The following is a 15,542-nucleotide window of genomic DNA, read 5'->3' on the forward strand; positions in this document are numbered from 1 at the left end:
ACCTACTTCCTTTGAAATAAATAGATACCTGCTTCTGTCTTTGTTGACGTAATATAGTCATTGGCCTCTAGGTAATCTAAATGACCAAGTGTTTTAGATAAAGTTAAACCAAGCTGATGCTGGAAGATAGCAGGATACAAGCGTTTTGTTACTTGGACAACTGTTAATTGATCATCGCCTAATAATTCAAAAACTTTCATTGATTGTTGGTGCTGTCGCTCTAATCGTTTAACAATTAACAACGGAATATCCTCTAGCTCTGCTCCATGCCCTGTATGCATCATTTTGACAGGTAATTGACGTAGAATTTCAAGGGATGCATTATATTGTAGTAAAGATTTTGTACGTCCTACAGTACGATCCAATGGTGGCTCTATTAATGGATTGGGCGTTATTTTTTCAAGCAATAAATCTCCACCAATCACATGATGAGTTTTTTCATCCCAAAAAATGAAGTGACTTTGTGCGTGACCTAATGTTTCGATTGCCTTTAATCCTGGATGCCCAGGAACTTCATCTCCATCTGCCAAAATTTGCGTTAATGGTCGTTCCCCTACAAGCTCCAATTCACGACGAACATGGACACTTTTTGCAATATATTCTTGTGGTACCCCATGCTCCAATAAACGTTCACTGTAAAATTGTTCATGATAGCGTAAAAAGTCTTCATCATGACGAAGCCATTTGTCATTATAGGCATGCCCTAAAATTTCTGCATATGGAAAAGCATCGACCCATCCCGCATGATCTGGATGGTGATGGGTTAACACAACCTGTTCAATATCTTGCATGTCAAAGCCTGCTGCTCGAATCCCCCATTTTAAAGCATCATAGGCTTCCATTGTTTTTGGGCCAACATCAAAAATGCTAAGTGCATCGCCTTTTACAATAAATGCATTGACATCTCCTACTGCATAGGGTGTTGGTATTTCTATCTTGTATATAGACAAAGTTGTCTCCCCCTTTTCACGCACTTGTGAATACTGATTCATTCTATTTTACAAGTTTTTTCTGTTTTCGTCATCCTCCTGTTGACAGGTTGCTTATTCCTCACTATAATTTTGAATAATCTAATTATTTATGTGCGTTGAAGAAGACGAGTACGTATCTGGTGAAGGTGTTAGAGAGTGTTACATTTGCTGAGAGTAACATCACCCGCTCCCATTACCGAACCTACTTCTGAGCAGTTATGCAAACATAACCGTTTCCCTTGCGATAAGAGGGCTAAGAGTTGTGCCAACAATTGGCAAACAAAGGTGGTACCGCGGAAACGAGAGCGTTTTCGTCCTTCTAGATAAGGACGAGAGCGCTTTTTTATTTTGAACTGGAGGTTTTGTTCATGAGAAAAATTTTATTTATCGGTGCAGGCTCAATGGCGGAAGCATTGATGCAAGGCTGGATTAAACAAAAGGTGTTCACACCACAGGAAATTTACGTCACCAATCGCTCAGACAAGGAACGCTTACATTTCCTACATGAAACATATGGTGTCCATTGTGTGTTTGATCCTGCGATTTTTCAACAGGCAGATCTGATTATCTTAGCGATGAAGCCGAAAGATGCTATTGCTGCTATGTGTGATTTAAAGCCTAAACTTACGGCACACACTGCTGTACTATCTATTTTAGCAGGCATTGCGATTGATACAATTACAGAATTTTTAGGGAGTCGCCCAGTAGCAAGGGTGATGCCGAATACTTCCGCTACAATCGGCATGTCAGCAAGTGGCATTGCATTCAATAACGAGGTATCTGCAGACCAGCGTATCCTATTCCTCCAGTTATTAGAGGCTGTTGGCTCCGTTATTGAAGTCGATGAGGATCAGTTACATGCAGTCACAGCCCTTTCAGGTAGCGGCCCTGCCTATATCTATTATTTAATGGAAGCTTTTGAACGAGTAGGGACGAAGGTAGGCTTATCGAAAGATACGGTGCGCTTGCTAATGACTCAAACACTTGCGGGGACAGCTGAGATGCTCAAGCAGTCATTAGATGAACCAGATGTCTTACGCAAAAAGGTGACAAGTCCTGGTGGCACGACGGAGGCAGGGATACAGGCATTAGAGCAATATCAATTTAATGAAGCCATCGAAGCCTGTATTAAAGAAGCCGAGGCACGATCTCGTTCACTTGCAAATGGGTAGCATTATGTGCAAAATAGAGTGTATCACTAGGAATTAGGAGGCTTTATTTTGAGTAAATTATTCGAACCCTATACATTGCAATCTATCACCTTAAAAAACCGTGTTGTGATGGCACCTATGTGCATGTACTCAGCACAAGACGATGGCATGGTAACACCCTTTCATTTGGTCCATTATGCAACACGTGCAGCTGGTCAAGTAGGCTTAATCATTTTAGAAGCTACTGGTGTTGTGCCAGAAGGTCGTATCTCAAATAAGGATTTAGGGATTTGGGATGATGCACATATTGAAGGATTAAGTCAATTAGTTGAGGGGATGAAAGCGTACGGCGCTAAAACAGGCATCCAGCTTGCACATGCTGGTCGCAAAGCAACAGTAGATGGCGAAATTTTTGCTCCATCAGCGATTGCCTTTAGTTCAGACTATAAAACGCCAACAGAAATGACAGAAGAGGACATTCACTATGTCATCGAGGCATTTAAACAAGCAGCTATTCGTGCCGCAAAGGCTGGCTTTGATGTACTAGAAATTCATGGCGCACATGGCTATTTAATTAGCGAGTTTTTATCACCTGCTACGAATAAACGTCAAGATCGATATGGGGGCTCACAGGAAAATCGATATCGCATTCTACGTCAAGTCATCGATGCTGTTCGCAGTGTATGGGATGGTCCTTTATTGGTACGTGTCTCTGCGGAAGATTATGCGGAAGATGGTACAACAATGGATGACTTTATTGTTTTTAGCCGCTGGATGAAATCTCAAGGTGTTGATTTAGTTGATGTGTCAACAGGGGGCGTTGTACCAGCAGCCATCAATGTCTTTCCAGGCTATCAGGTACCACATGCAGAAGCGATTAAGCATGGGGCTGATATTCCTACTGGTGCAGTTGGTCTTATTACCACAGCCATTCAAGCCGAAGAGATACTCCAAAATAATCGTGCAGATTTAATATTCTTAGCGCGTGTTTTATTACGAGACCCTTACTGGGCACTACATGCAGCTAAAGAGCTAGGAGAAGACGTGCAGCCTCCCGTTCAATACGTTCGTGGTTGGTAATTACATTTCCATCAAAAAACAGCTTGTGCTCCAGCAAGCTGTTTTTTCATTAGAAAAGTGGATTTTGTTTTAATTCTTCATCAATAGCCTGTACCAATGTCTCCGCGTCATCTGCTGTCACAACTTCCCCATTTACTATCGCAAAAATACCTTGCTCACAGATTTCACAATGGGATGTACAACCAGATTCCTCTATCTCAATATCTTCTCGTTCTACTAATACATCATACGCATCTGCCGCACCAAGAGCTAAATTAGTGATACAAAACTCCACTCTATTTTTTAGCTGCTGTGGTTCCTTCTTTTTTTTAAAAAGAGAAAATACCATGTTTATTGACCCCCTACTCTCTAAAAATAATCATACCACAATTCCATAAACTACATGAAAACTGTAGCGTTAAGCAAAATGATTATCATAAAATACTATTAATCTTTCAGCTCAATCAACATAAGTTTTTCTTATGAAATTAATGTACAACCATTAAACGAAGATGACTGCCTTGAAAAAAGGTAGTTACAAACTTATCATGCAAAACCTTCAAGTACAATTTTGCAGTCAACTAAAATAGCTATTTATGTTGTTCAATCAAATCATCAGTCATAGATCGTGTAAACAAAACTCCCACACAAATGTAGTGCTTTTATTAAGTAAATATTAAAAACAACCAAGTCTCTTATGTATGACCTGGTTGTTTTATCTCTTATTTAACGTATTGTGTCTTTTTAATAACCGATTTTAACGCCACCCTACTACACATATAAATCCAATAAATAACAATAAAAATCCTATTGGAATAAGAAAGAATGGTTCTTCTAATGTACCATCAGGTGCTACATTACTCCCTTTCACCATAAAGATTAAAAAACTAAGTACGCCTAATATGATTGGCATTCATGCCAAAATATATTTTTTCATAACTTTTTCTTCTCTCCTAAATATTTTTATGTTTAATTCCTACACTGCAGCTTTCTACAACTCGCTGTAACAATCACAAACCCAAAATATATTCTAAGTCAATTATTTTTTATTGATAAACAATAAATTTTTATTCTAATTCAACCAATCTCAAAATTGACATTTTGAAATTCTAACTATAAAATGACCATAATCTCAAGTGATAATATGGAAGGATGATTTGTATGAACTATGAAGATTTAATGCAATGGAAAGGTTATTTGTTTTTAGATAATATAGTAGAGCCAGGGACAAACTCTCTGAGAGTCTCTATTTCTAGAGCTTCCGTCAGCTCCGAAATCGAGGATATAAGTTTTGAGGAATATACTATAAATGATGTCTATCCTATTGAAATTGATAAGACATTACCGGTCATACATATAGAATTCGATTCATATGTAGCCTATACTGTTTTTGACGAATCATTTCATTTTGTCAATCAAGAAGATGATTTCTTGGGTAACTCAGTACGTCTTTTTACAAAATCAACTTATTTAGATTTTATAAGTAAAGGAACTATAGCTCTCGATATCTATTCCTACAAGGAGCTATTCCATTATCAGATTGTTTGTTTAGACCATATTATTGATATTGTCTCATTTGATAAACCTACTATTATAAGCGAATAAGTATTTTTTAAAACAGTCAATGAAATTTTGTTGTCTGTTTTCTTTATTTCTATTAAAGCATCTCGTAAAAGGTAGCTCCCGTAAGTTCAATTATTTTTTAATAGAAACTTTAAAATATTTTTTGTAAACTCTTCGTATGAAGTATTCTTTCCACGCTGGTTATACCACTTTCGTATTGTTTCTACTAACCAAAACGGCACAGAATTTCCATCAATTACATGATAGTATTGCTCATATCCTTTTTTTAAATGCTCCCATCGATGATCATTACCCTGTAGTGTGTACTCAGAGACATCAATTATTTTTGCCCTTCCATTCTGTAGCAAAATATTTTTCAAATGAATATCACGAGGGTTAAGGCCCTTCTTCCGAACATATTCTCTTGCATCCTCCACTTCATTTATAACCTGTTTTGGAATGTGAATACCTTGTAGAATGCAATCAAAAAGCGTTTTTCCTTCTTCGTAACTTAAAACAAGGTATTCGTCATGTGAAGCAAAGCATGTTGAAAAGAAAGGTGAATCTCCAAGTATTTGATACACATTTGCTTCAACTTTTACTTTGTGCACTTTGTCTTTGGCATATAGTTTAAATGCATACGCTGGGGCGGAAAGAGCTTGAAAAACAGCCGCATCCGTTCCAACACCTATACATTTCAAATCATCAGCTTCACCACTTATGGTAACAGGCTCGTTATTTGGGTTTGAAAAAACGTTTATTTTAGAAAGAGAACCTATAGCTTTGTCCCAGTCGTTTTCCATTTCCATCTCTCCCATCATTTACATTGAAGAAAACTACACTACTTCAGTAGGAATTCTATATCGCCCCTAACAATATTCAAATCTCAAGTTTCCTACACATACTCTTTAATTTTAAAACGTTGGGAACTACTAGAAGTTTCTATTTCCATTTCTCCATATGGAAAGTATACTGCTTAGTTAGCTACAGAAGAACAAGTTCTATTCTCTATTTACCCTTAACCACCTTTATTAAAAACTCAAAGTGATTTGGGTTTTATTTTTTATCATGATTGTCACGAACTAATAGCTAGCCTTGACACAAAAAGAAACGCTGTGTCAGACTACTTCACAGCGTTTCTTCTATTAATCTTTAAAAATCATATTCAGCATCTTTTTTGGCTCGAATTTCTGCAAAAGCCTCTGTAACCATCACGGTATCCTCCGCTAACCGTTCTAGACGAAAAAGGACATCATCATTGACAATTTCTTTACGTAAAAAATCCTTTTCTTCTATAAATACATAGGTCGGTACGATGTGCGCTTTCATATAAGCAAGGATCGGCTTTAGTTGCTGTTCCACCATTAAATAATGCTTGGATGTACCCGCTGTAACAATAACACTGACGACTTTATCGCGGAAGGCATTGACAGGTAAAAGGTCAAAGATGTTTTTTAATGTAGCTGGTATAGATGCTTGGAATGTTGGCGTCCCAATAACGATCGCATCTGCAGCCATAATGGTTTCCGTCACATATTTTGTATCGCCTTCATAGTCAAAGTAATTACGTCCATCACTAAAAACTAGCTGATAGTCAGCAAGATCTAGTAATGTTACTTCATGCTGTGGGTATTTTTCTTGTAACATCTCGACTAACTTTTGTGTAGCTGTTCTTGTCTTTGAGCCGACAATAGAACCCGCAAGTGCGACAATTTTCATAATGAGCCACTCCTTATTTTGCTGTGTGTTTTTTTATCGCTGGAATTATATCATTACCAATGATTTCAATATTTTTCATCAATTTTTCGAATGGTACGCCACCAAAATCGATTTGTGCCATAAAGCGTTGCATGCCATATAGTTCGTATTGATAAAGTAGTTTTTCAATAATTTGCTCTTTACTGCCCACCATTAAAGCATCACGTGTATCAGGCGCTTGTGCAAATTGTTGCTTTGGATAGCCCCCACCACGAATCGCTTGGAAACCACCGTTTAAATGTGGATACATGCCCTGCAATGCCTCTTTTGTTGTGTCTGCTACATAAAACAAGCTTGTTGTGGCAATAGGTAATTCATTTGGGTCAAAGCCTTTGCGCTCTGCCGCTTCGCGATAGGCATCCACTGATGGTTTAAAGTTGATAGCAGGTCCACCTAATGTTGTAAGCATCATCGGAATGCCCATATAACCTGCTTTAATGGCGCTGGCAGGTGGTCCACCCACCGCACGCCATATTGGCAACGAGCCGTTTTTTGGCTGCGGTAAAATTTGTGCATGGTGGAGTGGTGCTCTAAATTGCCCTTCCCAAGTCACAAGCTCCTCATCATTGATTTTCATAAGAAGCTCTAATTTTTCCTCAAAGATTTCTTCATAATCTTGTAAATCAACACCTAGTAAGTGATAGGCACCTACACGTGAACCACGTCCCGCTACAATTTCTGCACGACCATTTGATAATAAATCAATTGTGGCAAAATCCTCATATACTCGTACAGGGTCTGAAACACTTAATACGGTTGCGGAGCTAGATAATTTAATGGTCGAAGTTGCTTGTGCGATAGCACCTAACACGACCGTATGTGCCTGTGTTGTAAAATAAGACTGATGACTTTCACCTATGCCAAATACATCAATTCCAGCTTGCTCTGCTAATTGACTTGCCTCGACTAGCTCTTTTAGTCGTTGTTGAGCAGAAATACGCTCGCCCGTTAGTGGATTAGGGATATGATCTCCTAAAGAGTACAGTCCGAATTCGAGTCCTTGTGCTTGATCAATACGATATTTTTCCATCATGTGTTATCTCTCCTTATTCTAGCGGTTCTAAAATAGCTTCAATTTCTGAACGTCTCTCTTCTAAAAATGGCGGGAGGTCTAACTCTTTGCCAAGTTCTTCGACTGCTGAATCTACCGTAAACCCTGGCCCATCTGTCGCCATTTCAAATAAAATACCGTTACGATCTCTAAAATATAGACTTTGGAAATAATAACGATCAACCACACCAGTACTATCCAATCCAAGCTCCTTAATTTTGGTATCCCATTGCTGTAATTCTTCAACGGTTGCAACACGTAACGCAAGATGGTGAATACTGCCTTTACCAGGTTTCTCGCTTGGTCCTTCTAATTCTTTGACAACAATCTCGCCAAGCACTTCCCCTTCTATCGATTGTAGGACCGTTTCTTTGTCCTTTTCGGCAATAACTGTATAGTGAAATAAATCTTGTAATAAATTGACCGTTCTTGGTAAATATCGCACAGTGATTTCGATCGTTCCCATGCCTAAAATACGATGTTCCTTCGGTATATTATTTCCATCCCATGGTTGCCATTGAGCAGGCGTTTCTTGTCCTTGGTGGTTTAACAATACCATCCGTAAACCTTCATGATCTTCAAAAAATAAAGCCTCTTTGCCTGCATAAGTAGTGATATCGCTATGTTCTACCTCTAGCTGCTGAAAGCGTTCTTTCCAGTATAGTAGGCTTTCGGAGCTAGGTACAAGTAAGCCAATGCGCGTAATAGCATTCGTCCCTCGCACTGTACGTCCTGCAACAGGCATTTCAAAAAATGTTAATTCTGTACCTGCTGCGCCTGTTAAGTCTCCATAAAATAAGTGATACATGGAAGGTGAGTCTTGATTCACCGTTTTTTTCACACGTCGTAACCCTAAAATAGTTGTGTAGAAATGATTATTCTGTTTACCATTTTTCGTTAGCATTGATATATGATGGTGTCCGCTTAATTTGTTCATCATAATTGTTCCTCCTCATTATTTTCACTTGACTAAGCAAGTGATTTCACAAAAAAAATTACACGGGCGGCAATTTTTTTTCTCGGCTATGTTTTTCAAGTTTTGTCATCGCAATATATAAAGATTTAATTTCTTCAGCTGATAATACTTCTTCAAAAAACGAAGACTGGAAGTGAAGTTGACTAGGTGTTGCTGCATCAATCATTTGCTCCCCTTTTGATGTCAATGAGATGGTTTTCGTCTTCCAATTTTGTTTACGCTCGATTAGTCCCTCTTTTTCTAGTCGGGCAAGCATGCGAGACATGCCACCTTGCGTTACAGTTACTTTTTCTGCTAATTGAGACTGTGTAATCGGGGCATATGTTTTAATCTGGATTAACACATCAAATTGTGCTGTCGTTAAGTCGAAACGTTTTAAAAATTCATTCGATAACTGATTACTTTGCGTTGTAAAGCGCATCATCCGAATCCACGTTAAGGTGCCTAGTGTATGATTTCTCATGACTTCACCCTCCCTTCAGTTATCACTTTACCACGCAAGTGATACTTCCGCAAGAAAAATATCTCGAATTCAAGATATTTTTTTAACATAGGGAGACCCCCTATATGATGCCAGGTGTTGTAACAGGATATAAATTGCCCTTAAGAGCAAAAGAAATTCTACCCGTTTCTTCTGATACAACCATTACAAGTGCATCACTTTGCTCACTCAATCCCAGCGCTGCACGATGCCTTGTTCCTAATTTCTTTTCCCCTGTATACCGCTCTGACAATGGCAGTACATTGGCAGCTGACTCAATTTGATTTTGATGGACAAGTACCGCTCCATCGTGAAGGGGATTACCAGGGAAGAAAATAGATTCTAATAAAGAATGGGTTAAATCTGCACCAATATGAATACCAGGCTGAATTAAATTCTCTAAAGCATCCTGTCTTTGAATAACAATTAAACCACCATGCCTTCTCAAAGACATATTTTGCACACTGTGTGATAGCTCTGGATACTTTTCAGTAAACGGGGAAAGATAACAATTTAAATAGAACGTTGCAGCTTTCATTTCAATTGTCATAAACTTCTCTTTAATTTTCTCAAAATTACCGAGGAGACAATTTGCATCTGTATCCATTTCCTGCACACTCTGCTGTAAGGACATGATCACTTCGAGAAGCTCATCTTTTAAAGTTTCTTTCATTGGTGAAAAATCACAATTTGTTGGATCCACAAAAAGCACCTCTTTTCTAAAATCGTGAAGCCTCTTCTCCCCTTAGTTTCTCTATTTAGGCTATTTTTATGCGTATTAGAAATAGAGGTTAATGAGTACTTGGCCCTTTCCTTACATATAGAGACAATAGTAGTCCAATGCTACTTAAAATCGTTGTGGCAATAAAAGCAGTTCGAATACCATTTAGCATCGCATCAGCTTCTCCCAACTCATGTTGTAAAGTCGTCACAGTACTCATGATGGTTACAAGTAATGCCGTCACTAATGCACCCCCAACCATACGCAATGTGCTAGTCATTGCTGTTGCATGGGCCATTAAATATATAGGTAACGCATTCATGCCAGCCGTTGTTAGGGGCATCATAATCATTGAAATCCCAAAGGAAATCATCGTAAACACCCCTGCCAGTAGCAAAAGGTTCGTATTCATTGATATCACTGTAAGCAGACTTGTTCCAATAAAAATACATGTGAATCCTACTAGTGCTAAGCCCTTTCCTCCAACTTTATCGAAAATCTTCCCTGTCACTGGAGACATAAAGCCCATCACTAGAGCACCAATTAATAAAACTAATCCTGTTTCAAGTGCAGAAAGTTGACGCACGTTTTGAATATAAAAGGTTAATAGTATTTGCGTACCAATCATAATGGCATAGACCAAACTTGATAGGAAGGTTGTGATAGAGAACATAGTAGATTGAAAGACACGAAATTCTAGCATGGGTTTGGGTAATCGTAGCTGTCGCCTAATAAATAAAGTCAACATCGTCCCACCTATCCCTAATGTGACAACAACCTGCATTGATTGGAAGCCAGCTGTTCCTGCAATACTAAAACCATATAACAAACCTCCCCACCCTAAAGAAGAAAACACGATGGAAAGAGCGTCTAACTTTCCCTCTTTTGTAGTCGTTACATTTTTCATAAAAATCGTCGCTACTGTCAACACCATGACCGAAACAGGTAGGACAGTAAAAAATAAATGTCGCCATGTAAGATGTTCTAATATCCAGCCAGATAAAGTTGGGCCAACTGCTGGCGCAAAACCTGTTACAAGACCAGCTAGCCCCATAATTGAACCCCGTTTTTCTTTTGGATACATCGTTAATAAAATCGTTTGCATTAACGGCATAATCACCCCTGCTCCAGCTGCTTGAATAATTCTTGCGAGAAGCAAAATTGTAAAGGTTGGGGCAAAGGCACCTAAAAAAGTACCGATACTAAATAACGTGAGGGCAACGATTAGCAGCAATCGATTTGAAAAACGACCGATTAGAAATGCTGTAATGGGGATGAGAATTCCATTCGTCAATAAATAAATTGTCGTGAGCCATTGTGCTAAGTTAGCATGAATCTTAAAATCTTCCATAATGGGCGGCATAGCTATGAGTAATAAAGTCTGGTTGAGAATAGACACAAATGCTGCAGATAGTAAAATTGCTACTATAACATTTCTTTTTTCCTTCATGTTTGAATCCCCTTTAATTTGTTAGTTAGTTATAACTAACATTTTATTTAAAAAATATATGAAAGCTTTGTGGGTAGAGCATTAAATACAGACTCCACCCACAAAAGTAGCTACTAAATGATCAACAAAACTTTCCTTTTGGTTTTTTAAAAAATGATCATCCCAAAATGCATTGGATACAAAGAATCCGAAAAGGCTCGTTAAAAAAACAGTGGCCTGCCCATTTGTATCAATATCCTTGATCTTTCTCTGTTGGATTTGGACTTGAAAATAACCTTCCAATAATTTTAGTAATTGTTTGGTTTGGCTATCCGAAATAAGCTCCATTACTCCTGGTAGTATACTTCTATCTTGTATAGTAATGAGAAATATCGCTTTATTTTTTTCCATAAAAGCTAGATAAGCGTTAGCAATTTGCTGTAAGTCATTCACTAGATTTCCTGATAAATCTCGAGCAAATAACTGTTCAAAGTATGGAATATAAGAATGTCTATCTAGCACAGCTTGTAGAATCCCCATTTTTGTTTCAAAATGACGAAAAACAGTCATTTCACTCACTCCAGCAGTTAAAGCAATATCTTTCACAGAGACATTGGAGTAGCCCCTTTCAGTCATTAAGCTTGTCGCAGCAGCAAGAATTTTATCCTTTGTGTCTTTTTTCATTTTACACGTCCCCTAAATGTTAGTTATGACTAACAAAAATATAGAGGATTAAACCCAATTTGTCAAAAAAAAGTGTTGTTAATAGAACATGTTCTATTAACAACACTTGTGAGTTACATATGCCCTGCTCGGATTTTATTTACGATGCTGAAAGTCGTGTAGGCAGCAGCAGGTGCTAATACGACAATAAAAATAATCCACACAGTTAAATTATTTGTTGCTTTTAATGTTTCATAATTTGTCATGACAAAAATAAGTAGACCGAACAATAGTAAATAACTCAGCACATTTGGAAAAATGACGATTAATCGTAATAATGCTGGCGGCATCTTTTGTTGATTCATTTAAACCACACCCCTTTTTTCAATTATACGGGAATCTAGTGATTTATCGTACTATATTTTTCCTTTTATACTTTATATTTGCCTGCTGATAGTTGGAGGTTTTCCGCTGTTGTATTCAATTGGTCGATAAATGCGGTCATACTCTCCATATTTTCCGCTTGATGTTTAGCCTTTTGAGCAACGGCATCAACACTTTGCGAAGTCTGCTTAGCCAAGAGCGAAACATCTTCCATGGTAGCTGTTACTTCTTCTGTACTAGCAGCAATTTCCTCGGTGGAGCTTGACACTAAATCCACTTGTGTTGCTAACACCTGTACATCATTATGAATTCCTTCAAACGATTGCTGTGCTTCTAGTACGATAGCACGTCCTGTATGTAAGACATCTGCTGTTGCTTGGATGGTTGCTACAATATTGGCTGTTTCCTTTTGGACATTCATCACCACCTGGGTGATTCTATCCGCCGCACTCTTAGAATCTTCAGCTAATTTCCGAACTTCTTCAGCTACAACGGCAAAGCCTTTCCCCGCTTCACCTGCACGTGCCGCTTCAATAGATGCATTTAATGCCAGTAAATTCGTTTGATCAGAAATTCCTGTAATCACATTAGTAAATTCCCCAATCATTGTAGATAGTTTTTCAAGCTCCTGTGTTCCAATCACCGCAAAATTCGTTTTCTCATGAATAGTCACCAGTTGCTTTTGTAAGGACTGCATAATTTGTAATCCGTTATCTGCGTTTTCCTCAGTATTACGCGAAATACTAGAAATTTCTGCTATGGATTCCGAAATATATTGAATGCTACGTGCCAATTCCTCCATTGAGTGTGCACTGTCTGCCGTATTATTCTGTTGTGCAAAGGAGGCCTGCGCTACCTGACTAGATTCTCCTTGGATAATTGCGGCTGAGTCAAGTGTTTCATGAGCATTTTCTTGAATTGTATAGGTAGCTTCTTTTATTTGATTGGCCCCTTGCTTGATTTCACACATAATTTGTTGGAAATTATCCATCATCCCATTAAATGATGTCACTAATTGGCCAATCTCATCCTTTGCATGGATTGGAATACGCTTGGTTAAATCGGCTTCTCCTTTACTAATTTCCTCTAAGGAGTTGCGCACACTTAAAATACGCGATACTTGCTTCGAAATAGACAGGCCCGTAGTGAAGAAAATCACACAGACAACGATCAATGAAGCTACAATTGTGCCTACCAAAATTTGTGAGAGGATCGCATTGGATACAATGATAGCTAAGTATGTACCGTTTGATAATGGTTTTACATATTGCGTGACACGCGTGCCATCGTAGCGCCCTGAAAATTCAGTTGACTTTTGTGCTGAAAATTGGGCTGGCTCAAAACCAATATCCGCTAAATTTTGTTTTGCTGTAGCGGCAATGGCTTGGCCTTTTTCATCTACAATTGCGGCGAATAATACGATTGAGGATAAATAGTTGTCCAGTTGATCGATATAGGATTCACTACCGATACTTGCTTCTAAATCTAGTAGCTGCTGTCCATGGCGGGCCACCTGTACAATTTGTGGAGTTGCTGGATTCCAGCTACCTACCCCGACAAATTTGAAAAATTGATCATCGACATCGCGAATTTGTGCTTTTTGGACAATTTCTTTCGCTCTTCCATCTAAGAGTTGCATATATTCAGCAGCTTGTCCGTTTGGATCAGCACCAAAGTTAAAATCAACAGTTGGAGCTACTGATGTCACCGTTGTATTCCCTTTATCATCTGTACTCCAAATCTCATCAATGCCACCTCGCTCAGCAATGGCCTTTAAATCCTCATATGTAGCACCTTTGTCAATGATGTAAGAAGCCATTACAGATTCAGCAATCATTTCTTTTTCCATAATTTCTTCTGCTTTTTCTCTAGATTGAATCGCTCCTTCCAACCCCATGACAATGGAGTTGGCGATTGCTTCTCCATTGCTTTTTTCACTTTTATATGTAGCTTGATAAACATAAATAGAAAATGCCGCTATAATGAACACCACAATGCCCATAATCTCCAGAAGCATTTTCCATTTCATTGACTTTCTCATGATGAGATCCCCCTAAAAATTACGATTATTTCCACTTCATCATACAATATTACTTCCATATATTTCATTAACAATTTATTAAATATAAAATAATAAGTTTTGAAGAAGTTCAAATTGTCATTAATTTGTAAAATTTTCGAAATAGATAAGCATGGAGGATAAAACTAACTATTTTGTACTAGTAGAGGCATACAAAAAAGCATATTTCTCATGACTAAACAGTAATATTTAAACAAATTCATCTATACATCTTTAGGACTATAAACTAAAAACATCTATTAGAAGAATCTCCTCTAATAGATGTTTTTCACTTAATAATTATATCAAAATAATTTATTGTGTTGCCATGTATAAACGGCTTGATCAGCTGTTAGGAATGTATTCGGAAAAATCCCCTGTGCTTCAGCTAAAAATTGTGGTAAGTCATATGGAAGAAAACGCGCGCTTAAATGATTTAATAATAAATAGTGTGCACCAGCTTGCTGTGCGACTTTTGCAGCCTCCACGTTTGTTGCATGACCGTAGCTTGCTGCTAAATCTGTTGTTGTACCATCAAAAGTTGCTTCATGAACAATGATGTCAGCGCCCATTGATAATTGGATTGCTTCTTCACAATATTTTGTATCGCCTAAGACTGACAATGTAAAGCCCTTTTTGGCTGGTGCAACCACGTCTTTCGCAAGTATCACATCACCATTTTCAAGTACAATATCGTGGCCATTTTTTAATTGACCTAGTAAAGGTCCCTTTGGAACGCCAAGTGCCTGTGCTTTGTCGATTAATAATTCGCCTGGTAAATCCTTTTGTTCGATACGATACCCATAGCAAGGTACAACATGGCGCAATTCTTTAGCATGAATTGTAAAATGAGCATCCTCAAAAATAATGCCTTCTTGTACCTCTACAAAGCGTAAAGGATATGTTAAATGGGTTTTTGATAGCGCTAATGTTTGTTCAATCCACTGCTGTAAGCCAGATGGCCCGAAGATTGTTAGGGGCTCATCCCCACCTTGAAAGGAACGCGAGCTTAAAAAGCCTGGAAGGCCAAAAATATGATCTCCATGTAAATGTGTAATAAAAATTTTCGTTACTTTCCGTGGCTTTAACGACGTATGAAGGATTTGATGCTGTGTCGCCTCCCCACAGTCAAATAGCCACATTTCACTTACTTCGTCTAATAGCTTTACCATCAGAGCACTTGTATTTCGTTCTTTTGAAGGCATGCCTGCGCCTGTCCCTAGAAAATGTAGCTGCAACATATGTCACCTCACTTCTTATTAATATCGTTTTATTG

16 protein-coding genes and 1 pseudogene are annotated in these 15,542 nt (G+C 38.2%); 3 read left to right on the plus strand and 14 right to left on the minus strand.

From position 1 onward, the window contains the following. Positions 1–2: 2 nt before the first annotated feature. Positions 3–992, minus strand: coding sequence for an MBL fold metallo-hydrolase (locus QH639_RS09375; RefSeq protein WP_193767393.1), 990 nt, complete (start codon positions 990–992; stop codon positions 3–5). 347 nt (positions 993–1,339) lie between these two features. Between QH639_RS09375 and proC the strand changes: the two genes are divergently transcribed. Then, positions 1,340–2,143 carry a pyrroline-5-carboxylate reductase gene (proC, locus tag QH639_RS09380; RefSeq protein ID WP_131521522.1) on the plus strand — a complete coding sequence of 268 codons (804 nt, stop codon included), beginning with the start codon at positions 1,340–1,342 and terminating at the stop codon, positions 2,141–2,143. 48 nt (positions 2,144–2,191) lie between these two features. Beyond that, entirely contained in the window at positions 2,192–3,202 is a 1,011-nt protein-coding gene (gene namA / locus QH639_RS09385; RefSeq protein WP_131521523.1) for an NADPH dehydrogenase NamA, read from the plus strand. 49 nt (positions 3,203–3,251) lie between these two features. On the opposite strand, the gene QH639_RS09390 is transcribed toward namA, so the two are convergent. Together QH639_RS09390 and QH639_RS09395 are read right to left on the minus strand one after the other, a co-directional pair. Continuing rightward, positions 3,252–3,530: a YuzB family protein gene (locus QH639_RS09390; protein WP_004231354.1), complete on the minus strand. Its 279-nt coding sequence runs from the start codon at positions 3,528–3,530 to the stop codon at positions 3,252–3,254. A 373-nt stretch (positions 3,531–3,903) separates the two neighbouring features. Next, positions 3,904–4,094: pseudogene (locus QH639_RS09395) on the minus strand (DUF3955 domain-containing protein). Between the two features lie 248 nt (positions 4,095–4,342). Here QH639_RS09395 and QH639_RS09400 point away from each other — a divergent pair. Continuing rightward, positions 4,343–4,786 (plus strand): hypothetical protein, encoded by a 444-nt coding sequence (locus QH639_RS09400; protein ID WP_281115986.1) that lies wholly within the window; start codon positions 4,343–4,345, stop codon positions 4,784–4,786. Between the two features lie 86 nt (positions 4,787–4,872). Here QH639_RS09400 and QH639_RS09405 read toward each other — a convergent pair whose 3' ends face one another. The 11 genes from QH639_RS09405 to rnz all read right to left on the minus strand — a co-directional run bounded on the left by QH639_RS09405 (position 4,873) and on the right by rnz (position 15,504). After that, positions 4,873–5,547, minus strand: coding sequence for a serine/threonine protein kinase (locus QH639_RS09405; protein ID WP_131521525.1), 675 nt, complete (start codon positions 5,545–5,547; stop codon positions 4,873–4,875). A gap of 349 nt (positions 5,548–5,896) precedes the next feature. Continuing rightward, complete coding sequence (locus tag QH639_RS09410) at positions 5,897–6,463, minus strand: NADPH-dependent FMN reductase (protein ID WP_131521526.1); 567 nt, start codon at positions 6,461–6,463, stop codon at positions 5,897–5,899. Between the two features lie 13 nt (positions 6,464–6,476). Next, a complete protein-coding gene (locus QH639_RS09415; protein ID WP_131521583.1) occupies positions 6,477–7,532 on the minus strand; it encodes an LLM class flavin-dependent oxidoreductase in 1,056 nt (351 codons plus the stop codon). A gap of 16 nt (positions 7,533–7,548) precedes the next feature. Continuing rightward, positions 7,549–8,490, minus strand: a complete 942-nt coding sequence (locus QH639_RS09420; RefSeq protein WP_131521584.1) for a ring-cleaving dioxygenase — start codon at positions 8,488–8,490, stop codon at positions 7,549–7,551. A 58-nt stretch (positions 8,491–8,548) separates the two neighbouring features. Next, on the minus strand, positions 8,549–8,992 hold the full coding sequence (locus QH639_RS09425; RefSeq protein ID WP_048392361.1) for a MarR family winged helix-turn-helix transcriptional regulator: 444 nt from the start codon (positions 8,990–8,992) through the stop codon (positions 8,549–8,551). A 100-nt stretch (positions 8,993–9,092) separates the two neighbouring features. Continuing rightward, positions 9,093–9,713, minus strand: a complete 621-nt coding sequence (gene cdaS / locus QH639_RS09430; RefSeq protein ID WP_054549207.1) for a sporulation-specific diadenylate cyclase CdaS — start codon at positions 9,711–9,713, stop codon at positions 9,093–9,095. A gap of 88 nt (positions 9,714–9,801) precedes the next feature. Then, positions 9,802–11,181 carry an MDR family MFS transporter gene (locus QH639_RS09435; RefSeq protein WP_281115987.1) on the minus strand — a complete coding sequence of 460 codons (1,380 nt, stop codon included), beginning with the start codon at positions 11,179–11,181 and terminating at the stop codon, positions 9,802–9,804. A gap of 81 nt (positions 11,182–11,262) precedes the next feature. Further along, positions 11,263–11,844, minus strand: coding sequence for a TetR/AcrR family transcriptional regulator (locus tag QH639_RS09440; RefSeq protein WP_131521528.1), 582 nt, complete (start codon positions 11,842–11,844; stop codon positions 11,263–11,265). Between the two features lie 113 nt (positions 11,845–11,957). After that, positions 11,958–12,188, minus strand: coding sequence for an acyl-phosphate glycerol 3-phosphate acyltransferase (locus tag QH639_RS09445; RefSeq protein WP_281115988.1), 231 nt, complete (start codon positions 12,186–12,188; stop codon positions 11,958–11,960). Between the two features lie 65 nt (positions 12,189–12,253). Then, complete coding sequence (locus QH639_RS09450; RefSeq protein ID WP_237898191.1) at positions 12,254–14,248, minus strand: methyl-accepting chemotaxis protein; 1,995 nt, start codon at positions 14,246–14,248, stop codon at positions 12,254–12,256. 323 nt (positions 14,249–14,571) lie between these two features. Further along, on the minus strand, positions 14,572–15,504 hold the full coding sequence (gene rnz, locus QH639_RS09455; RefSeq protein ID WP_131521585.1) for a ribonuclease Z: 933 nt from the start codon (positions 15,502–15,504) through the stop codon (positions 14,572–14,574). Positions 15,505–15,542: the final 38 nt, after the last annotated feature.

The sequence above is a fragment of the Lysinibacillus sp. 1 U-2021 genome, from assembly GCF_029916965.1.
Classification (GTDB): Bacteria; Bacillota; Bacilli; order Bacillales_A; family Planococcaceae; genus Lysinibacillus; species Lysinibacillus capsici.

Coding starts and splice junctions, on each gene's coding strand:
- QH639_RS09375 (WP_193767393.1), bottom strand. CDS start 992: ATGAATCAGTATTCACAAGTGCGTGAAAAGGGGGAGACAACTTTGTCT.
- proC (WP_131521522.1), top strand. CDS start 1,340: ATGAGAAAAATTTTATTTATCGGTGCAGGCTCAATGGCGGAAGCATTG.
- QH639_RS09390 (WP_004231354.1), bottom strand. CDS start 3,530: ATGGTATTTTCTCTTTTTAAAAAAAAGAAGGAACCACAGCAGCTAAAA.
- QH639_RS09400 (WP_281115986.1), top strand. CDS start 4,343: ATGAACTATGAAGATTTAATGCAATGGAAAGGTTATTTGTTTTTAGAT.
- QH639_RS09405 (WP_131521525.1), bottom strand. CDS start 5,547: ATGGAAAACGACTGGGACAAAGCTATAGGTTCTCTTTCTAAAATAAAC.
- QH639_RS09410 (WP_131521526.1), bottom strand. CDS start 6,463: ATGAAAATTGTCGCACTTGCGGGTTCTATTGTCGGCTCAAAGACAAGA.
- QH639_RS09415 (WP_131521583.1), bottom strand. CDS start 7,532: ATGGAAAAATATCGTATTGATCAAGCACAAGGACTCGAATTCGGACTG.
- QH639_RS09420 (WP_131521584.1), bottom strand. CDS start 8,490: ATGAACAAATTAAGCGGACACCATCATATATCAATGCTAACGAAAAAT.
- QH639_RS09425 (WP_048392361.1), bottom strand. CDS start 8,992: ATGAGAAATCATACACTAGGCACCTTAACGTGGATTCGGATGATGCGC.
- QH639_RS09435 (WP_281115987.1), bottom strand. CDS start 11,181: ATGAAGGAAAAAAGAAATGTTATAGTAGCAATTTTACTATCTGCAGCA.
- QH639_RS09440 (WP_131521528.1), bottom strand. CDS start 11,844: ATGAAAAAAGACACAAAGGATAAAATTCTTGCTGCTGCGACAAGCTTA.
- QH639_RS09445 (WP_281115988.1), bottom strand. CDS start 12,188: ATGAATCAACAAAAGATGCCGCCAGCATTATTACGATTAATCGTCATT.
- QH639_RS09450 (WP_237898191.1), bottom strand. CDS start 14,248: ATGAGAAAGTCAATGAAATGGAAAATGCTTCTGGAGATTATGGGCATT.